The following is a 20,881-nucleotide window of genomic DNA, read 5'->3' as shown; positions in this document are numbered from 1 at the left end:
CTGGTGCGATGGAGGCTCTTTGTTCTTCCTGGAGTCAAGAGAAATGATGTTTTCCCATGGGCGGTTCCCGTCCTTCTGCGCGCGCTGGCTCGCGGCTTGCGGCATTGCGCTGCTTGCCACGGCCTGCGCTTCGACGCCTCCGCCGGCGCCGGCTGCGCGCACCGCCGCCGCCGCGCCAGTCAAGGTGAAGGTCTTCGTTGCGGCCATGTTCGAAATCGGCCAGAACACCGGCGACCGGGCCGGCGAGTTCCAGCACTGGTACGAGCGCTACTGGAAGGGCGCAGCGCCAATGGCCGTGCCCGGCGCGCTGCAGCCGGTGTACTGCAACACCGACGGCGTGTGCGGCGCGGTGCTCGGCATGGGCAAGGTCAACTCGTCGTCGTCGATGCAGGCCATCCTGCTGAATCCGCAGTTCGACTTCTCGCAGGCCTACTACGTGATCTCCGGCGTGGCCGGCACGCCGCCCGCGCGCGGCACCATCGGCGAAGTGAGCTGGGCCACCTGGCTCGTCGACTACGACCTCGGCCACCGCTGGGCACCCGAGGAAAACAAGCCCGGCGAACCCACCTTCATGCCGCGCAAGGGCTACGAGGAATACCGCCGCTTCAAGCTCAACCCCGACCTCGTGGGCTGGGCCACGAAGCTCTCGGCCGACACGCCGCTGAAAGATTCGGACGGCGCGCGCAAATACCGCCTGCGCTACCCCGATGCCGCCGCGCGGCGCGCGCCCTTCGTGGGCACCGGCACTCACATGACCGGCGACACCTTCTTCCACGGCCCCGGCATGTCGAAGCAGGCGCAGTACATCGCAAAGCTCTATGGTGCCGACGACTACGTGATCACCGAAATGGAAGCCGCCGCCATCACCCTCGTGATCAAGCGCACCCACGGCACCGACCGCGTGATGAGCCTGCGCGGCGCCGTCAACTTCGACCAGGGCAACCCGAAGGAAAGTACGCTGCAGCACCTGGATCCGGCTCCGGGCGAGACCGCCGGCGGCTTTGCCGAGACGGTGGAGAACATCGCGCTGGTGGGCACGCGCGTGGTCGACCACATCGTGGCCAACTGGCCCCTGTGGCAGGCGGGCGTGCCCAAGCCCTGAGAGAGTTCAGGGCCGCACCGGCTGCAGGTGCCAGGTCACGTTGAAGTCGAACGGCGTCCAGCGGCTCACCGTGACGCCCGCGCGCCGCAGCCCGCGGCCGGTCCAGGTGTTGCAGGTCTCGAAGAGGTGGTAGCCGCCTTCGGCTTCATAGAAGGCGTCGTCGTTGCCGTAGTGCGCGCCCGCAATGGGCATCGCGCGGCCCGAGGGCAGCGTGGCGCGCACGTAGTCCACGAGCTGCGTGTATTGCGCCTGCGAGAGCGGCAGCTGGTAGGCGCCGTGCCGCAGCTGCGCGCGACGCAGGTAGGTCACGTGCAGCAGCGCCCGGTTGCCGCCCGACAGCGCACCCAAGGCGCGCGCGGCCGTCAGGTCGGCCCAGGTGGGCGTGTGCAGGTAGAACTCGCGGTCGCCCCAGCCGATGGCGATGAATTCCGCATCGGACGGCACGGCCTTGAAATGCGCGAACGGAAAGAGCTGCCGCCAGTCGATGGCCTCCGAGCGGATCGGGAACACCAGATCGGTGTGCAGGCCGTTGCTCAGCACCCAGGCCTCCACGGCGGCTGCCTCCGCGGATGCTTTCGCCGAGGGCTTTGCACTGGCCGGCCAGAAGACCATCACGCAAGCCACGGCCACATACAGGCCTACCGCCACCGTGAACCCCAGCAGCGTGAATGCCAGACGCCGGAGCCAGCGCTTCATCACGGCTTCAGAAGAGCGACGCCGTGGTCGAAGCCGACTCCACTGGTGCGCGGGAGGCCGGGCCGCTAGCTGAATGTGCCAGCGCCTCGGGGCTTCCCGCCTTTGCGAGCGCACCCACGCGCACGCCCAGGAGCCGCAGCGGCCGCTCGAGCGGCACGCGCTTCAGGCACAGTCCGCCGATCTGGCGGATCGTCTTGCCGTCGGCAGTGTGGCGGTCGATGGTCTGGTCGCGCGTCGCGATCTTGAAATCGTCATAGCGCAGCTTGATGCCGATGGTCTTGCCCACATAGCCCTTGCGCTGCAGGTCTTCGGCCAGCTTCTCGCACAGGTGGGTGAAGATGGCGCCGAGCTCGGCGCGGTCGCGCACCGCATGCAGGTCGCGGTCGAAGGTGGTTTCGCGGCTCATCGACACGGGCTCGCTTTCGGTCACCACCGGCCGGTCGTCGCGGCCCCAGGCCACCTCGTGCATCCACGCGCCCGTGGACTTGCCGAAATTCTGGATCAACCAGCCGCGGTCGCGCGCCGCGAGCTCGCCCACGGTCTGGATGCCGAAGCGCTTGAGCTTCTCGTCGGCCTTGGGCCCGATGCCGTTCACCTTGCGGCAGGGCAGCGGCCAGATGCGCGTCTGCAGGTCGTCCTCGTAGACCACCGAGATGCCGTTGGGCTTGTTGAACTCGCTCGCCATCTTGGCGATGAGCTTGTTGGGCGCCACACCGATCGAGCAGGTGAGGCCGGTGGCGTCGAAGATGGCCTTCTGGATCAGCCGCGCCAGCGAGCGCCCGCCTTCGCGCTGGCCGCCCGGCACGTCGGTGAAGTCGATGTACACCTCGTCCACGCCGCGGTCTTCCATCAGCGGTGCGATCTCCCTGATCATCTGCTTGAAGGCGCGCGAATATTTGCGGATCTCGTCGAAATCCACCGGCAGGATGATGGCCTGCGGGCAGAGCTTGGCGGCCTTCATGAGCCCCATGGCCGAGCCCACGCCGAACTGCCGCGCCGGGTAGGTGGCGGTGGTGATCACGCCGCGGCCCACGTAGTCTCTCAGGCGCGGAAAGGTGTCGAGCGGAATGTCGGCCAGCGTGCCGCCTTCGGGCACATGGCGGATCGCCTCGTCCACGCTGCGCCGCCCGCCGCCGATCACCACCGGCAAGCCCTTGAGCTGCGGGTAGCGAAGCAGCTCGACCGACGCGAAGAAGGCGTCCATGTCGAGGTGGGCGATGCGGCGGATCGGAGGCTTGGTCACGGGCTGGGAACTCACGGCCCCGATTGTCTCGCGGCCGGGCCGTGTCCGCCCGCCGGACGGCCGCGTGCAAGAATGCGGCCGATTGCAGGCTGGCCCTCCGATGACATGGGAAAGGGAAATGGCATGGATGACGAAATCGAAGGTTTGAGCGTCGCACTGACGCCGGTACAGATGGCCGCTGTGCTGGGCGGGCAGGACGTGCCCGAATCCGCGAGCCTGAGCAACCGGCTCTGGGGGACCGTCGGGCTGGTGGGCGGGGTGGTCGAACTGGTCGGCGCCGGCGTGCTCTGCCTGGCGCCCGAGCCCACCATGGTGACCAAGGCCGGCTGCGTGGTGCTGGGCGTGCACGGCTACGATACCTTGGCAACCTCGAGCCGCCAGGTCTGGACCGGCACCCCGCAGCGCACGGCGACCGCGGTCACTGCCAGCTCGGCGGCCGAGGCGCTGGGCGCCTCGCGCGAAACGGCCGACGGCATCGGGCTTGCGGTGGATGTGGCGGTTCCATTGGCAGTGGCCTCCGGGCTGGTCGCCGCACGTGTGATCGCGGTGCGCGCCAGCAGGTTTCGCCTGGAGCCGGTCGACCTGCTGCGGCATGAAGGGCCGCTGAACACCAAGATCGGCGGCCACACGATCCGCGAGCATGTCGGCAAGACCGAGGCCCAACTCTTCGCGCGCTTTCCTTTGAAGAAGACCCTTCAGGCGTCCTCTTCCTTTACGGACCTGCAGACGGCCGAGGCCGCAATCAGTGCCACGGTGCGTGCCAACGCCAGAGCCATCAAAGCTTGGTCGCGCTCGGCGGCTGTGGGCTCCAAGCCCAAGGCGTTCTATCACGACGTAGGCAGCGTGGTGGGCATTGGCGTGCAGCGGGGCAGTACCACCGTCAGCCAGCTGAGCAACGTGCGTGTGGTTCTGAACATGAAGAGCTACAACGGAATGCCGTACTACATACTGACGGCGCACCCCATCTGAAACCAGCTGTCGAACCGCCATGAAGCGCTACGAACTCATCCAGAACCTCACCGAGGTCTACTTCAGCCAGGATTACGAGTATTTCGGCGAGACCGGCGCTGAAATCATGGCGGAATACCGGAAGGCGTGCACTCCTGCCGAACTCGAGGCATTGCGCGCCGAGATCGTCGATTTCATGCGCTCGCACCCGGACCTGGAAACGGACTTCCCGCGCTGCTTCGGGCGCGAAGCCCGGCCGGAAGACTTCGGATCCACCGAACGCGAATTCCTGGAAAACGTGCTTGCCGCATTGAAATAGCAAGGGCGCTCCATCCGACTACCTCGGTGCGCGGCGCTGGCAATTTTCAGCGCTGATCGAGTGCCCTGGCCGGTTGCACCTCGCCGCCAGGCCACACATCCGATCCAAGTTCTTTCGCCAGATAGGTCACGAGCTTCGCGGTGCGCTCGCGCAGCGGGGCAATGTGGGCCTGCAGACCGGCCCGGGGCAGCGCAACGGCGGCGAACCACGGTTCCACTTGCACACTCCTCTGAATGGCCTCTACGGCGGAGGCGAATCTTCTTCACGATGCGGTGCATTGTGACAAGGCTTGCCTGTTGCTCTGGCTCGGGCCATCATCCGAACCATGCAAACCGTCGCTTCCATCCTGTGGCGCAGGCTCGATGCACCGGGCCACGACGCCTGCCGGCTCGAGCGCAACGCGACCGCGTGGCAGCTCGACGGCGCGGCCGTGTTCCGGCTCGAAGACCACCGCATCGCGCAGCTGCACTACCGCGTGCGCTGCGACCTGCACTGGCACACGCAGTGGGGCACCGTGCGCGGGTGGCTCGGTGGCAGCGCCATCGACCTGTCCATTGCCCGCGATGCACGCGGCCACTGGAAGCTCAACGACGAGGTGGTGCCCGACCTGTCGCACTGCGTGGACCTCGACCTGGGCTTCACGCCCGCCACCAACCTGCTGCAGCTGCGCCGGCTCAACCTCGCGAAGGGCGAGGGCGCCGATGCGCCGGCCGCCTGGGTCGACCTGGACGGCGGGGACGTGCTCAGCGAATTGAAGCAGCACTACGAACGGACCGCGGACGACGCGTACGCCTACGAGGCCAGGCGCTTCGACTATGCGGCGACGCTGCGCGTGACGGAGGACGGCTTCGTGCGCGACTATCGGGGCCTTTGGATCGCCGAGGCGTAGCGCCTCAGTCGAACTGCGATCGATCCCCCGCCACCAGTTCGCGGTTGCGTCGCCGGTCGATGGCAATCTCCCGTGCGAAGTCTTCGCTGCTGCCGCCGGCCGGGATGTTGTGGGCATCGCGCAGGCGAGTGCGCAGCGGTTCGCTGCGCAGCAGGCGGTTGATCTCCGCATTGAGGCGCTGCACCACGGCGGCGGGCGTGCGCGCCGGCGCGAAGATGCCGAAGAGCGAATCGCGGTTGGCCTTCTCGAAGCCCAGTTCCGCGAGCGTGGGCACCCAGGGCAGCGCCTCGATGCGGGCGGGCGCGCCCACGGCCAGCGCGCGCAAGCGGCCGCTTTCGATGTACTGCAGCTGCTGCGCCGCAACGTTGGTCGACAGCAGCTCGAACTGCCCGCTCAGCGCATCGTTGAGCTGGGGGCCGCCGCCCTGATACGGAATGTGCGTGATGTCGGTGCGGCTTTGCATGCGCACCTGCGCAAGCACCATGTGGCCGACGGTGGCCACGCCCGAGGTGGCCCAGCGCATGGCGCCCGGCTGGCTGCGCGCCATGGCGACGAGGTCGTCGAAGCTGCGGCCCGTGAAGGCGGGCGTGCCGACCACCAGCACCGGCGTTCGCATGACGCTGGCCACGGGCGCGAAGCCGCGCAACGCGTCGTAGGGCACGCGCGCGAGCAGCGGATGCAGCGTGAGCGGGCTGATGGCCGAGAAGGCGAGGGTGCAGCCGTCGGGCGCCGAACGCGCGAGCGCATCCATGCCGACGCTGCCGCCCGCGCCGGCGCGGTTTTCGATCAGCACCGGCACGCCCAGCGCCTGCGAAAGCGGCTCTGCCAGCGCGCGCGCCATGCCGTCGCTCACGCCGCCGGGCGGATACACGACGATCAAGCGGACCGGGCGATTCGGCCAGGGCGGCGCGGCGGCGCGCAGCAGGCACGGAGCCGCCGCGCACGAGGCGGCGAGCACCGCGCCCAGGTGGCGCACGAAGCTGCGGCGCTGGAGCAACGGGCTCACTGGTGCACCCTTGGCGCTGTGCTCATGACCGCGGGTTCTCGCTCGCGAGCCGGCGCAGCAGCGCGGCAAAGTGCCGGGCGGGCAGGTTGTCTTCCTCGGCGCGCGACACCAGAGTGAGCGGCGCATCGAGCTGGCCGCCATCGGCCAGTCGCGCATAGGCGATGGCATGTGCGTGCACGCCGGTCATCGAGGCCGGCACCACCGAGAGGCCGACACCCGCGGCCACGAGGTTCAGGTTGGTCATCATGCGATCGACTTCGGCCACCACGCGCGGGCGCAGGCCCTTGGCGTGGCACAGCGCGAGCAGCTCGGCATAGAGGCCGGGCGCACCGGGACGCCGCACGAGGATGATGCCTTCCTCGCATAGCTTGGACAGAGGCAGCGGTCGCGAGCCCTTGCCGCGCGCGAGGGCAAACCGATGGTCGCTGGGCATGGCCACCAGCACCGGTTCGCGCAGCAGCGTTTCGAACACCAGGCCTTCGGGCCGCGCCACCGGCACCCGCAGCAGCCCGCAGTGCAGGCGGCCGGCGGCCAGCGCCTCGGTGAGTTCGGCGGCGTTGTCTTCGCGCAGCTGCAGCTCCACGCCCGGGTGCGCGCGGCGAAAGGCGCGCAGGGCCTCGGGCATGAATCGATGCGCCGCCGCCGAACTCGTGAAGCCCACCGCCAGGGTGCCGGCCTGCCCCTCGGCCACGCGCGCCATGCGCTGCTTCATGGCCTCCATGTCGTGCAGCATGCGCAGCGCCTCCACCTGGAACAGCCGGCCCGCGTCGGTGAGCGCCACGCCGCGCGGATGCCGCCTGAACAGCAGCACGCCCAGCTCGCGTTCGAGGGCCTTGATCTGCTGGCTCAGCGGCGGCTGCTGGATGCCCAGCTGCTCTGCGGCGCGCGTCATGTGGCCGGTCTCGGCCACGGCCGCGAAGTAGCGGAGCGCTCTGATATCCATATTTTTTTCGTATTGAAAGTGCCTTGTTATTTTATTTGACCTTAAGTCACCCGTGCGCCTATCGTCCGGCCGCCTGTTCAAGAAAAGCGGCCCACCGAGGTCGCACGCCGGAGACACATTCATGCGCGTACCGCGCCCCTCATCGATGATTCAAGCTGCCTTTCGCTCCTGCCGCTCGCTCGGCCCCGCGATCGGCATTTCCCTCGTCCTGGCCGCGTGCGGCGGGGGAGGAGGAGCAGGCACTGGCGCCAGCTTCTTCTTCCCGACCCAGACCACGACACCGCCCGCCGCCGCCAATCCGCCCGACGCCGATCCACCGGACAACCCACCGCCACCGCCTGTGGCACCCGTGCTCTCGTGCGCGGAACTGGCCGGCAAGAGCCTGCCTGCCTCGCAGATCGGCCTTCCCACGCAGGGCGCCACCGTCACCAGCGCCACGCCCGTGGCCGCGGGCGACGCCGGCAACCTGATGGGCGACTACTGCCGCGTGCGCGGCACCATCCAGCCGGTCGATCCCAATTCGCAGTCGATCAACTTCGCGCTCAACCTGCCCGAGAAGTGGAACCAGAAGACCATCCACTTCGGCGGCGGCGGCTTCGACGGCGTGCTCATCGACGGCACCGAGAGCATCCGCTTCGGCCCGGCCGGCAAGCCCGCGCCGCTGGCGCTCGGCTACGCCACCTATGGCGACGATTCGGGCCACCAGGCGAGCAGCATCACCGACGGCCGGTTTGCGGCCAACGACGAGCAGCTGGCCAACTACGGCGGCCTGTCGCTCAAGAAAACCCGCGACGTGGCGCAGGCGCTGGTGCTCGCACGCTACGGCATCAAGCCGAAGAAGGCCTACTTCCTGGGCACCTCCACCGGCGGGCGCGACGCGCTCGGTTACGTGCAGCGCTGGCCGCTCGACTACGACGGCATCGTTGCCAACGAGCCCGCGCTCAACTACACCGGCACGCGGCTGTCGAACGTGGCGGTGGGCCGCGCGCTCTACAACAACGGCGGCGCGGGCTGGATGAACGTGGCCAAGACGCTGCTGGTGCAGAAGGCCGCCATGCAGGCCTGCGACAAGCTCGACGGCGCGGCCGACAACATCGTGAGCAACGTGGAAAGCTGCCGGCAGCTCAATGCGCCCATCCTCGCATCGCTGCGCTGCAGCGGCGGCGTGGATGCGGGCGACACCTGCCTGTCCGACGCGCAGATTGCCACCGTGCGCACCATCGAGTCGCCGCTCGAGTTCACGAGCTATGCGCTCGCCAATGGCGTGCGCCGCGCGGGCGGCTACAACCTGCTCGAAGGGGCGCTCGTGGCCGGGCCGTACACCACCCGTGACCTCGGCACGCGCAAGGTGCCGGCCAATCCGGCCACCTCGGCCGATGCCAACATGTACGTCACGGGCGACCAGTGGGTGAAGCACTTCGTCACGCGCATCGACAGCTTCGACACGCTCGGCTTCGATCCGCTGGACCCGGCCGGCTACGCGGCCCGCGTCACGGAGGTGTCGATGCTCACCGATGCGACCAACCCGAACCTCGCACCGTTCTTCGCGCATGGCGGCCGCATCATCATGCTGCACGGCCTGGCCGACGAGGTGATCAGCCCCAACTCCACCATCGACTATTACCGGCAGCTCGTCGCCACGCTGGGCCAGGCCGCGGTGGACGAGAGCGTGCGCTTCTACACCGTGCCCGGCATGGGCCATGGCACCGGTGTGTTCATTCCCAACTGGGATTCGCTCGCGGCGCTCGAAGGCTGGGTGGAAGGCGGCCTGGCGCCCGCCACCGGCGTGGCGGTGGATGCCGTGGCCGGCACCTATGGCCGCACGCGCCCGCTGTGCCGGTTCCCTGCGTGGCCCAAGTACCGCGGCAGCGGCAGCCTGGACGCGGCGGTCAACTACAGTTGCGTGACCGAGGTCGGCGACCCGCTTGCCTGCCCGAACCTGCCGGTTGCCGTCACCAGCTACAAGGGCGGCAACAGCTTCGGCGAGGAGCTCCGCGTGCAGATCGATCCGGCCACCATGGCCTACACCGTGACCATCGACGCCAGCCTGCAGCGCACGGCCGGCACGCAGCGCACCGGCTCGCTGGTGGCGCAGGGCAGCTGCAGTTACGCGAGTGCGGAGAGCGGGGCGGTCTTCAGCTTCGCGCCGGGCGGCGTGCTGCTGGGCGGGGTGAACGCGCCGAGCGGCGGCGGTTTCGCGCCACTGCTCGCATTCCAGAACACCTTCGACAACTCGGCGACGCCCACGGTGTTCAATCCGGTGGCGAACATCTTCAATGCCGTGGGTGTGCAGCAGGGCACGATTGGCACGGTGGCGCATGCGTCGTCGGTGCGGCTGCGCAATGCCGGCACTTTCCAGTACTGCCGCGATCCGGTCACGGGCAGCTTCATGACCTACGACGCCGCGTGCACGCAGACCGAGAAGGGCTACATCAGCTACAACACGACCCGCGGCGCCTTCGACCTGCGCACCACTCTGCCTACGGGCGGCGCCGTCACCACCGGCGGCACGCTCACCGGCTCGATGGTGATCGGGCTGGTCAATGGTGCGGCAGTGCCGCTGCACCTGGTGCGCGAGTCGGCGGCCAGTGCGGGCCTGCGCATGCTCGCGATGCAGCAGAGCCTGGCGCCGGGCGCGGCCGACGGCAGCTATGCCATGGCCAGCGTGAAGGGCGAGAGCCGCGAGGCGACAGTCTCGGGAGGCAGCTTCAACCTCGGCGGCGCGGCCGCAGCCCTCAGCTACGACACACCGGTGCTCGGCGTGGCACAGGCCGATGCGGGCCGGCCGGGCAATTTCATCTTCAACAGCGGCGTCCTCGGTTTCATTTCCACGGCAGGAGCGAACGCGGCGCTGGAACTCGGGGTACGCCATTGAAAAAACCACTGTCCACTCTGGCCGCATTCGCACTGCTCGGCATGGCGCCGATGCCGTTCGCGCACGCGGCGCCTGCAGCACCCAAGCCCGCGGCCTGCCCGGCGCCCGTGCCCGAGGCCGCGCGCTGCTACACCGGCGAAGACGGCACGGGCGCCTTCTACTGGATCGCGATTCCGAAGGATTGGAACCGCGTGCTCGTGATGCACGCCCATGGCGGCCCCGAGACCGGTCCGCCCAAGCTGGCGCGCGGCGAGGAAGACCTGAAGCGCTGGGCCGTCACCGTGAAGGCCGGCTACGCATGGGCCGGCTCCACCTACCGGCGCGGTGGCTATGGCGTGACCATGGCCGCCGAGGACACCGAGCGCCTGCGCCGCATCTTCGTGCAGCGCTTCGGTCCACCGCGCCGCACGCTGCTGCATGGCCAGAGCTACGGCGCGGGCGTGGCCGCAAAGGCCGCCGAACTCTATGCGCCGGCGGGCGATGCGAAGAGCCCGTACGACGGCCTGCTGCTCACCAGCGGCGTGCTCGGCGGCGGCAACAGTGCCTACGATTTCCGGCTCGACTTGCGCGTGGTCTACCAGTACGTATGCCGCAACCATCCGAAGCCCGACGAGCCGCAATACCCGTTGTGGCAAGGCCTGCCCATGGATTCGAAGCTCACGCGCGCTGAGCTGGCTGCACGCGTCAAGGAGTGCGCCGGTGTCGGTGTGCCCGCGGCGCAGCGCACGCCCGAGCAGGCCGCGCGCCTCAAGACCATCCTGTCGGTGGTCAAGATCCAGGAGCGCTCGCTGCAGGGCCACCTGAACTGGGCCACCTGGCTGTTCCAGGACCTGGTGCAGAAGCGCCTGGGCGGACGCAATCCCTTCGGCAACATCGGCGTGTTCTATCAGGGCTCGGCGGACGATGCGGCGCTCAACGCCGGCGTTGCACGCTATGCGGCCGATCCGCAGGCCAAGGGCGCACTCGCCGCCGACAGCCAGCCCACCGGCCGCACCGCGCTGCCCACCGTGGCCCTGCACGCCATCGACGACCCCACGGCTTTCGTCGAACTCGAGAACGCCTACCGGCGCATTCGCGATGCCGCGGGCACGGGCGGCACGCTGGTGCAGAGCTTCAGCGCCGAGCGCGAGCACAGCTACCTGAGCGACACGGAATACCCTGCGCTCTTCGACGCCTTGATGGACTGGATCGACAAGGGCGAGAAGCCCACGCCCGCGAGCCTTGCGCAACGCTGCGCGGCGCTGGTGCCGCGCTACGACACCGACGGCAAGAACGGCTGCCACATCAAGCCCGAGTGGCAGCCTCCCGCGCTCGAAACCCGCGTGCCCGCGCGGGTCCCCTGATTTTTTCTTTCACTCGATGGAGACCCCATGAAAAAAATGTTCGCCCTTGCGGCGATCGTCCTGGCCGCCGGTGCGCATGCGCAGGACTTTCCCGTCGGCAAGCCCGTGACCATCGTCGTGCCCTTTGCCGCCGGTGGCCCCACCGACCGCGTGGCGCGGGACCTCGCCGAAGCATTGCGCAAGCCCCTGGGCGGCGCGAGCGTGATCATCGACAACGTGCCCGGCGCCGGCAGTTCCATCGGTGCGGCCAAGGTGGCGCGCGCCACGCCCGACGGCTACACGCTGCTGCTGAACCACATCGCAATGGCCACCGTGCCGACGCTGGTGCGCAACGTGCCCTTCAAGGTCGAGAGCGACTTCGAATACCTCGGCATCGTCAACGACGTGCCCATGACGCTGATCGCCAAGCCGAGCATTCCGGCCAACAACTACGCGGAGCTTGCCGGCTGGATTGCCGCCAACAAGGGCAGGATCAACATCGGCAACGCGGGCATCGGCTCGGCCTCGCACCTGTGCGGGCTGCTCTACCAGAGCGCCACCAGGACCGAGATGACGCCCGTTCCCTACAAGGGCACGGCGCCGGCCATCACCGACCTCATCGGCGGGCAGATCGACCTCCTGTGCGACCAGACCACCAACACCTCACCGCAGATCGAGGCGAAGAAGGTCAAGGCCTATGCGGTCACCACGCCCAGGCGTCTCGCCATGCCGCTGCTGAAAGACCTGCCCACGCTGGACGAAGCCGGCCTGAAGAACTTCCAGGTCACCATCTGGCACGGCCTGTACGCGCCCAGGGGCACGCCGGCAGTGGTGCTGAAGAAGCTCAGCGATGCGCTGAAGACGGCGCTCAAGGACCCCGATTTCATCAAGCGCGAGGAAGCGCTGGGCGCCGTGGTGGCCACCGATGGCCGCATCGAACCCGAGGGCCACAAAAGGTTCGTGGCCGCCGAGATCGCCAAGTGGAGCCCGATCATCAAGGCCGCGGGCGTCTACGCGGACTGACGATATGTGCGTCTGAGGGGCCTAGAAGGTGCCCGGCAGCAGGATGCTCGAATCCACGTTCTCGATGTCGGTGCGGCCGCAGAAGGCCATGGTGATGTCGAGTTCCTTGTGGATGATCTGCAGCGCGCGCGTCACCCCGGCCTGGCCGTAGGCACCCAGGCCGTACAGAAAGCTGCGGCCGATGAGCGTGCCGCGGGCGCCGAGCGCGCGGGCCTTGAGCACGTCCTGCCCGCTGCGGATGCCGCCGTCCATCCACACCTCGATCTCGCGGCCCACGGCATCGACGATGGCGGGCAGCGCCGCGATGGAAGAGGGCGCACCGTCGAGCTGGCGGCCGCCATGGTTGGAGACGATGAGCGCGTCGGCGCCGCTGGACACTGCAAGGCGCGCATCTTCCACGTCCATGATGCCCTTGAGGATCAGCTTGCCGCCCCAGCGCTTCTTGATCCATTCCACGTCGGCCCAGCTCAGTGCCGGGTCGAACTGCTCGGCCGTCCACGACGACAGCGACGACAGGTCTTTCACACCCTTGGCATGGCCCGCGATGTTGCCGAAGGTGCGGCGCTTGGTGCCCAGCATGCCCATGCACCAGTGCGGCTTGGTCGCCAGGTTGATCATGTTGGCAATGGTTGGCTTGGGCGGCGTCGAGAGGCCGTTCTTGATGTCCTTGTGGCGCTGCCCGAGGATCTGCAGGTCGAGCGTGAGCTGCAGCGCCGACACGTTCGCGGCGCGCGCGCGCTCGATCAGCCGCTCGATGAAGTCGCGGTCCTTCATCACATAGAGCTGAAACCAGAACGGATGCCGGCCGGTGTGCTCGGCAATGTCCTCGAGCGAGCAGATGCTCATGGTCGACAGGGTGAACGGAATGCCGAAGGCCTTGGCCGCGCGCGCGCCCAGGATTTCGCCGTCTGCGTGCTGCATGCCGGTGAGACCGGTGGGCGCAATGGCCACCGGCATGGCCACGTCCTGGCCGATCATGGTGGAGCGCGTGGTGCGGCCCTCCATGTTCACGGCCACGCGCTGGCGCAGCTTGATCTTCTGGAAGTCGCTCTCGTTGGCGCGGTAGGTGCTCTCGGTCCACGCGCCGGAGTCGGCGTAGTCGTAGAACATCTTCGGCACGCGCCGCTTGGCGACCACCCGCAGGTCTTCGATGCAGGTGATCTTGGAAAGGTCTGGCACGAGGCGGTCTCCTGTGGGGTCTTCGGTCGTTCGCTTTTTGCGAAGGCCCGCCATTATGGGCAGGCCCCGCGGCGGCCCGAGTGTGATGCGCGCGGCCGCGGGCGAGCTGAAAATTACCCGGTCCGCAACTGAAAAGAATTCAGTTCAGTCGCGCAGTGCCTGGCGCAGCCATTCGGCGAAGGTCGCGCATTCCCAGCGCTCCATGGCACCCGGCCGCCAGCAGATGAAGTAGGCGTTGGGCGAGGGCACACTGCGCGGCGAAAGCCGCACAAGGCGGCCGCTGTCGAGCCATGCGCTCCCCAGCTTCAGGTGCATGAGCACCACGCCGAAGTCTTCGGCGGCCGCATCGAGGGCCAGGCCCAGGTCGTTGAACTGGTGGCCCGTGGCCGGCTCGGGCAGGCCGATGCCAGAGGCCTTGAACCAGGTGCGCCAGGCTTCCAGCGGCGTGCGCAGCAACTGGGCGCGCGAGATTTCCGCATCCGTGGAAAAGCCGCCGAACGGGCCGTGGCGCTCCAGGTAGGCCGGGCTGCACACCGGCGAGACCTCGTCGGCCAGCAACTGGAAGAACTCCCGGTCGTGAAAGGGCCCGGTGCCGAAGCGCAGCTCGATGTCGGCCTCTTCGGCCGTCATGTTGCGCACCGGCGTGGTCACCTGCAGCATCAGTTCGATGTTCGGATAGGCATCGCGAAACACGGCCAGCCGGGGCAGCAGCATCTGGCGCGAGAAGGTGGGCGTCACGGCCACGCGCAGCCGCCGCACCTGCGATGCGGGCTCTCGCCCAGGCACCTGCTGCAACGCCGCAATGGCTTCGCGCACGCGGGCAAGGTAGGCCACGCCATCGGCGCTCAGGCTGAAGTCGTTGCCCACGAAGAACTTGAGTTCGAGCAGCGTTTCGAGCTGGCGGATGCGGTGGCTCACGGCACTGGGCGTCACGCTGAGTTCCTCTGCCGCGAGGTTCACGCTGCGCAGCCGTGCCACGGCCTCGAAGGCCTGCAGGCCCTGGGTCGAGGGGAGTCGCGTTGAAGCCATGTGTCGTTCCGGGCTGGATCTTATCGGGGCGCTGCGGGGTGCGACGCGACCGCCAGTGCCTGGAGAAGGCGTCGCAAGTCGTCGATGGCTTCGCGAGCCAGGGCCGCGTCGCCCATCTGCGCCTTGACGATGGCGCCGTCCACACCCAGCGCAGCGGCCTGCGCAAGCGCCATGCGCGAGGGTGAATCCGCGGGCAGCAGTCCTGCGATGACTTCCACCATTTCGCGCTTGTGTTCGCGCGCGCGCTGCGCCGCGCCTTCCACGCTGCTGCCCACTTCGGCCACCGAGTTGATGAAGGCGCAGCCGCGAAACACCGGGTCGGCGAACCATTCGGCCATCACGTCGGCGAGCAGAAGCAAGGCACCGGCATCGCCGATGCGCTCGTGCGCGCCGCGGCGTCCCAGTGCATCGACGAACCAGGCCATCCACCGCGCGTGGCGGTGGTCGAGGAATTCGCGCACCAGGTCGTCCTTCGACGGGAAGTGCCGGTAGAAGGTGACCTTGGTCACGCCCGATTCGGCGATGACGCGGTCGATGCCTGTGGCACGGATGCCGTCGGCATAGAAGAGGTCGTGCGCCGTGTGCAGGATGCGCTCGCGTGCGGGCAGTGCAGAGATGTCCATGGCGCTATTGTATGCATGTAGACAGGTCTGTCTACATGTGGCACACTGCGGGCCTGTACCAGCCCTTTCATCCACTTCACTTCAACGAAAGACGCTCATGGAATCCCGTCCGCCACTGCCTCCCTTTACGCTTGAAAGCGCCACGAAGAAAGTCCAGGCCGCCGAAGACGCCTGGAACACGCGCGACCCGGTTCGCGTGAGCCTGGCCTACACGCCCGATACCGAGTGGCGCAACCGCGCCGACTTTGTCAACGGCCGCGAGCAGGTGGTCGAATTTCTCACCCGCAAGTGGGAGCGCGAGCACGACTACCGCCTGAAGAAGCAGCTCTGGGCCTTCATGGACAACCGCATTGCGGTGCGCTTCGAATACGAATGGCATGATGCGGCGGGACAGTGGTTTCGAAGCCACGGCAACGAGAACTGGGAGTTCGCCGAGAACGGGTTGATGCAAAAGCGCTTTGCGAGCATCAACGACCAGCCCATTGCCGAATCCGACCGCAAGTTCCGCTGGGAGCGCTGACCGGCCTGTCCTTCTTCAGGAACGTTTGTTGCTTGCTTTTGGTGCATGGAAACGCCCGTACTGAACCCTACCGCCAGCCACCCGCTGTGGCAGCACCAATTGGGGCTGCTGCTGGAGTCCACCGGCGAGGGCATCTTCGGCGTCGACCTCGACGGGCACTGCATGTTCATCAACCGGGCCGGGGCAGAGATGCTGGGCCACGAGGCGCGCAACGTGATCGGCAGCAACATGCACGAGCTCACGCACCACTCGCACCCGGATGGCTCGCACTACGCCGACACGGACTGTCCCATCTTCAATGCCTTTCGCCGCGGCCTGCCGTGCCGCATCGACACCGAGGTGTTCTGGCGCCGCGACGGCAGCGCCTTCGCGGTGGAGTATTCGAGCCACCCCATCATGGACGGCGCGCAGGTGCGCGGCGGCGTCATCACCTTCGTCGACATCACCGAACGCCGCCGCCAGGCCGAGGCGCTGCAGCAGGCCAAGGACGAGCTCGGCCTGCGCGTGCAGGAGCGCACACGCGAACTCAGCGATGCGCTGGTGCAGTTGCGCGAGCTCTCGGCCTGGCTCGACAAGGTGCGCGAAGACGAGCGCACGCGCATCGCACGCGAGGTGCACGACGAGCTCGGCAGCTTGCTGGTGGCGCTCAAGATGGACGTCAACTGGATCGGCAAGCGCCTGGGCGAGCAGCAGGAGCGCGCACCCGATGCCGCGCAGGCCATGCGCGACCAGATGCGCGGCAAGTGCGGCAACATGAGCCAGCTGATCGAGCGCGCGGTCGACAACGTGGGTCGCATCATCACCGACCTGCGTCCCAGCATCCTCGACCACCAGGGCCTGTGGGCCGCACTCGAATGGCAGGCGCACGAGTTCGTGCAGTCGGCCGAACTGGCGCTGCAATGGCACTTCGACGTGCCGGCCGGCGTGGAACTCCCCGAGCCCGCGGCCATTGCGGTGTTTCGGATCTTCCAGGAAATGCTCAGCAACGTCGGGCGCCATGCGAAGGCGCGCAGCCTCGAAATCCGCATCGGCGTGGAACAAGGGCAACTGAACATCAGCGTGCGCGACGACGGCGTTGGGGCACCGGCAGGGGCCTTCGAAGCGGCCACCTCCTACGGCGTGCTCGGCATGCGGGAGCGTGCGCGTCACTTCGGCGGGCGCATCGACATCCACAGCCAGGTGGGCGAGGGCAGCACCTTCCGCCTGCAACTGCCGCTGCCGGTGTAGGCTTGGCGGCATGAACGAGATCCGCGTGCTCATCGGCGACGACCACCGCATCGTGCGCGAGGGCCTGAAGCAGATGCTGGGCGATCTTTCCAACGGACTGCCCTCGATGGCCGTTCGCGCGGAAGCGCAGACCGGCCCCGAGGTGCTGGCGGCCGTGCAGGAACTCGGCGGGCCCGAAGGCCTGGACGTGGTGCTGCTCGACATCGCGCTGCCGGGGCGCGACGGCCTCGACGTATTGCAGGCCCTGCGCAAAGACTGGCCCACGCTGCCGGTGCTGATGCTCAGCACCTACCCCGAGAAGCAGTACGCGGTGCGCTGCATCAAGCTTGGCGCCTCGGGCTACCTGAACAAGAGCGCCGATGCCGACGACATGGTGAGTGCCGTGCGCAAGGTGGCGGCGGGCGGTCTTTATGTATCGGCGGCCACGGCGGAAGCGCTGGCGGCCGCGGTGGGCCGCAACGTGGGGCAGGGCCCCGAACAGCTCTCGCATCGCGAGCACCAGGTGTACCGGCTGCTCAGCGCCGGGCACAGCGTGAGCGAAATTGGTGCGCAGCTGGGCCTGGCGCCCAACACGGTCAGCACTTACCGCGCCCGCATCCTCGAAAAGACCGGCACCAAGAACGACGTGGAGCTCGCGCTGTATGCCGAGCGCCACGGCAAAGCGGCCCCCGCGGCCTGAAAACGAAGCCGGCGGGCACCGCCTTGTAGTGCCAGCCCTACAAGGCCTCGACAAGCGCGGCACGATCTGCGGTCGGCAAGCCTTTGGGCCTCGCTTTCGGCCCGGGCCTTGCATCGTGCAAGCATCTTTTCACCGAGGTGCACCATCATGTCCAGCCCATCCGATTCGACCGCCTGCGATCTCTACGATGCCGACCGGCCACTGAACATGCGATGCGCCTGCGGCCGCAACCACGGCCGCGGCGTTGACATCGACGTCAGCCCCGACGACAAGCTCGAGGCCAGCCTGATGAAGGCGCTGTTTCCGATCGACAGCGTGCGCCGCAACTTCCTGCGCGCCGTGGGTGCCAACACCGCGCGCGCCGCCATTGCTTCCGTGCTGCCGCTGGGTGCGCTGCAGGCCATGGCGCAAGACAAGGCGCCGCTCGAAAAGACCAACCTCAAGATCGGTTTCATTCCGATCACCTGCGCCACGCCGCTGATCATGGCGCACCCGCTGGGCTTCTATCAGAAGCAGGGGCTCAACGTCGAAGTGGTCAAGACCGCGGGGTGGGCACTCATCCGCGACAAGATGCTCAACAAGGAATACGACGCCACGCATTTCCTGTCGCCCATGCCGTTGGCCATTTCGATGGGGGCCGGCTCCAACCAGGTGCCGATGAATGTCGCCACCATCCAGAACACCAACGGCCAGGCGATCACGCTGGCCAACAAGCACAAGGACAAGCGCGACCCGAAGATGTGGAAGGGCATGAAGTTTGCCGTGCCTTTCGAGTACAGCATGCACAACTTCCTGCTGCGCTACTACGTGGCCGAGGCGGGCCTGAACCCCGACACCGACATCCAGATTCGCGTGGTGCCGCCGCCCGAGATGGTGGCCAACCTGCGTGCCGGCAACATCGACGGCTACCTCGGCCCCGACCCGTTCAACCAGCGCGCCGTGTTCGAGGAGATCGGCTTCCTGCACCTGCTCACCCGCGACCTCTGGGATGGCCACCCGTGCTGCGCCTTCGGCAGCTCGACCGAATTCATCCAGAAGAACCCCAACACCTTCGCGGCGCTGGTGCGCTCGGTGCTCACCGCCTCGGCGATGGCGCGCGACCCGAAGAACCGCGAACTGATCGCGAAGGTGATCGCACCGGCGCAGTACCTGAACCAGCCCGAGACCGTGATCAGCCAGGTGCTGACCGGCAAGTTCGCCGACGGGCTCGGCAACATCCGGACGGTGCCCAACCGCGCCGACTTCGATCCGATTCCCTGGCAGTCGATGGCGGTGTGGATGCTCACGCAGATGAAGCGCTGGGGCTACGTGAAGGGCGACGTCGACTACAAGCAGATCGCGGAGAAGGTGTTCCTGCTGACCGATGCCAGGAAGCAGATGAAGGCGCTGGGCCAGCCGGTGCCCGAGGGTGCGTACCCCAAGTTCACGATCATGGGCAAGGTGTTCGATCCCGCGAAGCCGGACGACTACGTCAAGAGCTTCGCGATCAGCAAGCTGGCGGCCTGATACGCCATGCGAAAGAACCTCACGCTCAAGGCGGCGCTGCTGTCGGTGCTGCTGCTCGGCCTGGTGCTCGCCGTGTGGCAGCTCGCAACCCTGCCGGCCGCTGGCACCGCGGCCGCTGCCGGCATGACCGCCGAGCAGATCGAATACCAGAAGATGCTCGGCAAGGACCCGGGCCAGGTGAAGAGCTCGGGCTTTCCATCGCCGGGCGAGATGGGCCGGACGGCCTGGCGGCACCTGTCCGATCCGTTCTACGACAACGGGCCGAACGACAAGGGCATCGCGATCCAGCTCGCCCATTCGCTCGGCCGCGTGGCGCTGGGCTTCCTGCTGGCCTGCGCGGTCGCGGTGCCGCTGGGCTTCGTCATCGGCATGTCGCCGTTGCTGCACAAGGCCTTCGATCCCTTCATCCAGGTGCTCAAGCCGATCTCGCCGCTGGCGTGGATGCCGCTCGCGCTCTACACCATCAAGGATTCTTCGGTCAGCGGCATCTTCGTGATCTTCATCTGCTCGGTGTGGCCGATGCTGCTCAACACCGCCTTCGGCGTGGCCTCGGTCAAGCGCGAATGGCTCAACGTGGCCAGCACGCTCGAAGTGAAGCCGCTGCGCCGCGCGTTCCGCGTGATATTGCCGGCGGCCGCGCCTACCATCCTCACGGGCATGCGCATCAGCATGAGCATCGCGTGGCTCGTCATCGTGGCGGCCGAGATGCTGGTGGGCGGCACCGGCATCGGCTACTTCGTGTGGAACGAATGGAACAACCTCTCGCTCACCAACGTGATCTTCGCGATCCTGGTGATCGGCGTCGTCGGCATGCTGCTCGACCAGGCCTTTGCCGGGCTGCAGAGAAGGGTCACCTATGTGGAGTGATCGATCGGCACAAGGCGCCCTCATGACATCTGTTCCCGCCCCTCTGCCCGCCGCCGGCGGCTTCCTGCGCATCGAGCGGCTGGCCAAGGCCTTCGCGCCCGCGCGGCCGGTGTTCGCGGACGTGTCGTTCACGCTCGACCGCGGCGAGTTCGTCTGCATCATCGGCCACTCGGGCTGCGGCAAGACCACCATCCTCAACGTGCTGGCCGGCCTCGACCAGGCGAGCGCGGGCCATGTGTTCATGGACGGCCGCGAGGTGGCCGGCCCGAGCCTGGAACGCGGGGTGGTGTTCCAGAGCCATGCGCTGATGCCCTGGCTCACGGTGCGCAGGAACATCGCGTTCGCGGTGGTCTCGCGCTGGCCCGACTGGTCGGCCGCGCAGGTCAACACGCAGGTGGAACGCTTCGTGGCCATGGTGGGCCTGCAGGCGGCCATCGACAAGAAGCCTTCGCAGCTTTCGGGTGGCATGAAGCAGCGCGTGGGCATAGCGCGCGCCTTTGCCATCCAGCCCAAGATGCTGCTGCTCGACGAGCCCTTTGGTGCGCTCGATGCGCTGACGCGCGGCACCATCCAGGACGAGCTCATGGCCATCGTGCGCCGGACGCAGCAGACCGTTTTCATGATCACGCACGACGTGGACGAAGCCATTCTTCTGGCCGACCGCATCCTGCTGATGACCAACGGCGCCGACCTGTCCGGCGGCGGCTGGCGGCCCGGCAACATCGCCGAGACCGTGGTCAACCCGCTGCCGCGCGAGCGCACGCGCGCTTCGCTGCACCACCTGGACGGCTACTACGCGCTGCGCAACCACATCGTCGATTTTCTCGTCACGCGCGCCAAGGCGTCGTGACTCTTACTTACTTCACTCGTCCAACTCAATCAGGA

General features: G+C 67.7%; 21 protein-coding genes. 13 read left to right on the top strand and 8 right to left on the bottom strand.

What is annotated here, in order from left to right; translation table 11 throughout:
• Positions 1 to 43 precede the first annotated feature (43 nt).
• Positions 44 to 1,102, top strand: a complete 1,059-nt coding sequence (locus ACAM55_RS18480) for a purine nucleoside permease (RefSeq protein WP_369652938.1) — start codon at positions 44 to 46, stop codon at positions 1,100 to 1,102.
• Positions 1,103 to 1,108: 6 nt separating this feature from the next.
• On the opposite strand, the gene ACAM55_RS18475 is transcribed toward ACAM55_RS18480, so the two are convergent.
• Complete coding sequence (locus ACAM55_RS18475; RefSeq protein ID WP_369652937.1) at positions 1,109 to 1,798, bottom strand: TIGR02117 family protein; 690 nt, start codon at positions 1,796 to 1,798, stop codon at positions 1,109 to 1,111.
• Positions 1,799 to 1,805: 7 nt separating this feature from the next.
• Positions 1,806 to 3,056, bottom strand: a complete 1,251-nt coding sequence (locus tag ACAM55_RS18470) for a DNA polymerase IV (protein ID WP_369652936.1) — start codon at positions 3,054 to 3,056, stop codon at positions 1,806 to 1,808.
• 108 nt (positions 3,057 to 3,164) lie between these two features.
• On the opposite strand from ACAM55_RS18470, the gene ACAM55_RS18465 reads away from it, so the two are divergent.
• Together ACAM55_RS18465 and ACAM55_RS18460 are read left to right on the top strand one after the other, a co-directional pair.
• On the top strand, positions 3,165 to 4,010 hold the full coding sequence (locus tag ACAM55_RS18465; RefSeq protein ID WP_369652935.1) for an RNase A-like domain-containing protein: 846 nt from the start codon (positions 3,165 to 3,167) through the stop codon (positions 4,008 to 4,010).
• 19 nt (positions 4,011 to 4,029) lie between these two features.
• The gene (locus ACAM55_RS18460) at positions 4,030 to 4,308 is read left to right on the top strand and encodes a contact-dependent growth inhibition system immunity protein (RefSeq protein ID WP_369652934.1); all 279 of its coding nucleotides are present in this window, start codon (positions 4,030 to 4,032) and stop codon (positions 4,306 to 4,308) included.
• 46 nt (positions 4,309 to 4,354) lie between these two features.
• Here the strand turns inward: ACAM55_RS18460 and ACAM55_RS18455 are convergent, their stop codons facing one another.
• Positions 4,355 to 4,525 (bottom strand): hypothetical protein, encoded by a 171-nt coding sequence (locus ACAM55_RS18455; protein WP_369652933.1) that lies wholly within the window; start codon positions 4,523 to 4,525, stop codon positions 4,355 to 4,357.
• Positions 4,526 to 4,633: 108 nt separating this feature from the next.
• On the opposite strand from ACAM55_RS18455, the gene ACAM55_RS18450 reads away from it, so the two are divergent.
• Positions 4,634 to 5,197 (top strand): putative glycolipid-binding domain-containing protein, encoded by a 564-nt coding sequence (locus tag ACAM55_RS18450; RefSeq protein WP_369652932.1) that lies wholly within the window; start codon positions 4,634 to 4,636, stop codon positions 5,195 to 5,197.
• A 4-nt stretch (positions 5,198 to 5,201) separates the two neighbouring features.
• Here the strand turns inward: ACAM55_RS18450 and ACAM55_RS18445 are convergent, their stop codons facing one another.
• Together ACAM55_RS18445 and ACAM55_RS18440 are read right to left on the bottom strand one after the other, a co-directional pair.
• A complete protein-coding gene (locus ACAM55_RS18445; protein ID WP_369652931.1) occupies positions 5,202 to 6,203 on the bottom strand; it encodes a Bug family tripartite tricarboxylate transporter substrate binding protein in 1,002 nt (333 codons plus the stop codon).
• 22 nt (positions 6,204 to 6,225) lie between these two features.
• Positions 6,226 to 7,146, bottom strand: coding sequence for a LysR family transcriptional regulator (locus ACAM55_RS18440; protein ID WP_369652930.1), 921 nt, complete (start codon positions 7,144 to 7,146; stop codon positions 6,226 to 6,228).
• Between the two features lie 145 nt (positions 7,147 to 7,291).
• Between ACAM55_RS18440 and ACAM55_RS18435 the strand changes: the two genes are divergently transcribed.
• The 3 genes from ACAM55_RS18435 to ACAM55_RS18425 are packed head-to-tail and all read left to right on the top strand — an operon-like array spanning position 7,292 to position 12,366.
• The gene (locus ACAM55_RS18435) at positions 7,292 to 10,021 is read left to right on the top strand and encodes a tannase/feruloyl esterase family alpha/beta hydrolase (RefSeq protein WP_369652929.1); all 2,730 of its coding nucleotides are present in this window, start codon (positions 7,292 to 7,294) and stop codon (positions 10,019 to 10,021) included.
• On the top strand, positions 10,018 to 11,364 hold the full coding sequence (locus ACAM55_RS18430) for an alpha/beta hydrolase family protein (RefSeq protein ID WP_369652928.1): 1,347 nt from the start codon (positions 10,018 to 10,020) through the stop codon (positions 11,362 to 11,364). Before ACAM55_RS18435 ends, ACAM55_RS18430 begins: the two co-directional genes overlap by 4 nt.
• Before the next feature lie 27 nt (positions 11,365 to 11,391).
• Positions 11,392 to 12,366, top strand: coding sequence for a tripartite tricarboxylate transporter substrate-binding protein (locus ACAM55_RS18425; RefSeq protein WP_369652927.1), 975 nt, complete (start codon positions 11,392 to 11,394; stop codon positions 12,364 to 12,366).
• Positions 12,367 to 12,387: 21 nt separating this feature from the next.
• On the opposite strand, the gene ACAM55_RS18420 is transcribed toward ACAM55_RS18425, so the two are convergent.
• The 3 genes from ACAM55_RS18420 to ACAM55_RS18410 all read right to left on the bottom strand — a co-directional run bounded on the left by ACAM55_RS18420 (position 12,388) and on the right by ACAM55_RS18410 (position 15,197).
• Positions 12,388 to 13,545, bottom strand: a complete 1,158-nt coding sequence (locus ACAM55_RS18420; RefSeq protein WP_369652926.1) for an L-lactate dehydrogenase — start codon at positions 13,543 to 13,545, stop codon at positions 12,388 to 12,390.
• Positions 13,546 to 13,689: 144 nt separating this feature from the next.
• Entirely contained in the window at positions 13,690 to 14,574 is an 885-nt protein-coding gene (locus ACAM55_RS18415) for a LysR substrate-binding domain-containing protein (protein ID WP_369652925.1), read from the bottom strand.
• 20 nt (positions 14,575 to 14,594) lie between these two features.
• Positions 14,595 to 15,197 (bottom strand): TetR/AcrR family transcriptional regulator, encoded by a 603-nt coding sequence (locus ACAM55_RS18410; protein ID WP_369652924.1) that lies wholly within the window; start codon positions 15,195 to 15,197, stop codon positions 14,595 to 14,597.
• A gap of 97 nt (positions 15,198 to 15,294) precedes the next feature.
• Here ACAM55_RS18410 and ACAM55_RS18405 point away from each other — a divergent pair, with 97 nt between their 5' ends.
• The 6 genes from ACAM55_RS18405 (at position 15,295) to ACAM55_RS18380 (ending at position 20,846) form a co-directional block, all read left to right on the top strand.
• Complete coding sequence (locus ACAM55_RS18405) at positions 15,295 to 15,717, top strand: DUF1348 family protein (RefSeq protein ID WP_369652923.1); 423 nt, start codon at positions 15,295 to 15,297, stop codon at positions 15,715 to 15,717.
• Positions 15,718 to 15,762: 45 nt separating this feature from the next.
• The gene (locus ACAM55_RS18400; protein ID WP_369652922.1) at positions 15,763 to 16,944 is read left to right on the top strand and encodes a PAS domain S-box protein; all 1,182 of its coding nucleotides are present in this window, start codon (positions 15,763 to 15,765) and stop codon (positions 16,942 to 16,944) included.
• Between the two features lie 10 nt (positions 16,945 to 16,954).
• Positions 16,955 to 17,623 carry a response regulator gene (locus tag ACAM55_RS18395; RefSeq protein WP_369652921.1) on the top strand — a complete coding sequence of 223 codons (669 nt, stop codon included), beginning with the start codon at positions 16,955 to 16,957 and terminating at the stop codon, positions 17,621 to 17,623.
• Between the two features lie 147 nt (positions 17,624 to 17,770).
• The gene (locus tag ACAM55_RS18390) at positions 17,771 to 19,129 is read left to right on the top strand and encodes a CmpA/NrtA family ABC transporter substrate-binding protein (protein ID WP_369652920.1); all 1,359 of its coding nucleotides are present in this window, start codon (positions 17,771 to 17,773) and stop codon (positions 19,127 to 19,129) included.
• 6 nt (positions 19,130 to 19,135) lie between these two features.
• The gene (ntrB, locus tag ACAM55_RS18385) at positions 19,136 to 19,996 is read left to right on the top strand and encodes a nitrate ABC transporter permease (protein WP_369652919.1); all 861 of its coding nucleotides are present in this window, start codon (positions 19,136 to 19,138) and stop codon (positions 19,994 to 19,996) included.
• A gap of 22 nt (positions 19,997 to 20,018) precedes the next feature.
• Positions 20,019 to 20,846 carry an ABC transporter ATP-binding protein gene (locus ACAM55_RS18380; protein WP_369652918.1) on the top strand — a complete coding sequence of 276 codons (828 nt, stop codon included), beginning with the start codon at positions 20,019 to 20,021 and terminating at the stop codon, positions 20,844 to 20,846.
• Positions 20,847 to 20,881: the final 35 nt, after the last annotated feature.

The organism is Variovorax sp. V213, assembly GCF_041154455.1.
In the GTDB taxonomy this organism is placed as follows: Bacteria; Pseudomonadota; Gammaproteobacteria; order Burkholderiales; family Burkholderiaceae_C; genus Variovorax.
The sequence above is the reverse complement of the archived record's forward strand: the minus strand, read 5'-3'. Positions and strand labels throughout refer to the sequence as shown.

What these genes read in the sequence shown, in the direction of transcription:
- ACAM55_RS18460 (WP_369652934.1), top strand. Translation starts at nt 4,030, where the DNA reads ATGAAGCGCTACGAACTCATCCAGAACCTCACCGAGGTCTACTTCAGC.
- ACAM55_RS18380 (WP_369652918.1), top strand. Translation starts at nt 20,019, where the DNA reads ATGACATCTGTTCCCGCCCCTCTGCCCGCCGCCGGCGGCTTCCTGCGC.
- ACAM55_RS18435 (WP_369652929.1), top strand. Translation starts at nt 7,292, where the DNA reads ATGATTCAAGCTGCCTTTCGCTCCTGCCGCTCGCTCGGCCCCGCGATC.
- ACAM55_RS18415 (WP_369652925.1), bottom strand. Translation starts at nt 14,574, where the DNA reads ATGGCTTCAACGCGACTCCCCTCGACCCAGGGCCTGCAGGCCTTCGAG.
- ACAM55_RS18465 (WP_369652935.1), top strand. Translation starts at nt 3,165, where the DNA reads ATGGATGACGAAATCGAAGGTTTGAGCGTCGCACTGACGCCGGTACAG.
- ACAM55_RS18390 (WP_369652920.1), top strand. Translation starts at nt 17,771, where the DNA reads ATGTCCAGCCCATCCGATTCGACCGCCTGCGATCTCTACGATGCCGAC.
- ACAM55_RS18480 (WP_369652938.1), top strand. Translation starts at nt 44, where the DNA reads ATGATGTTTTCCCATGGGCGGTTCCCGTCCTTCTGCGCGCGCTGGCTC.
- ACAM55_RS18440 (WP_369652930.1), bottom strand. Translation starts at nt 7,146, where the DNA reads ATGGATATCAGAGCGCTCCGCTACTTCGCGGCCGTGGCCGAGACCGGC.
- ACAM55_RS18395 (WP_369652921.1), top strand. Translation starts at nt 16,955, where the DNA reads ATGAACGAGATCCGCGTGCTCATCGGCGACGACCACCGCATCGTGCGC.
- ACAM55_RS18475 (WP_369652937.1), bottom strand. Translation starts at nt 1,798, where the DNA reads ATGAAGCGCTGGCTCCGGCGTCTGGCATTCACGCTGCTGGGGTTCACG.
- ACAM55_RS18410 (WP_369652924.1), bottom strand. Translation starts at nt 15,197, where the DNA reads ATGGACATCTCTGCACTGCCCGCACGCGAGCGCATCCTGCACACGGCG.
- ACAM55_RS18425 (WP_369652927.1), top strand. Translation starts at nt 11,392, where the DNA reads ATGAAAAAAATGTTCGCCCTTGCGGCGATCGTCCTGGCCGCCGGTGCG.
- ntrB (WP_369652919.1), top strand. Translation starts at nt 19,136, where the DNA reads ATGCGAAAGAACCTCACGCTCAAGGCGGCGCTGCTGTCGGTGCTGCTG.
- ACAM55_RS18405 (WP_369652923.1), top strand. Translation starts at nt 15,295, where the DNA reads ATGGAATCCCGTCCGCCACTGCCTCCCTTTACGCTTGAAAGCGCCACG.
- ACAM55_RS18400 (WP_369652922.1), top strand. Translation starts at nt 15,763, where the DNA reads ATGGAAACGCCCGTACTGAACCCTACCGCCAGCCACCCGCTGTGGCAG.
- ACAM55_RS18450 (WP_369652932.1), top strand. Translation starts at nt 4,634, where the DNA reads ATGCAAACCGTCGCTTCCATCCTGTGGCGCAGGCTCGATGCACCGGGC.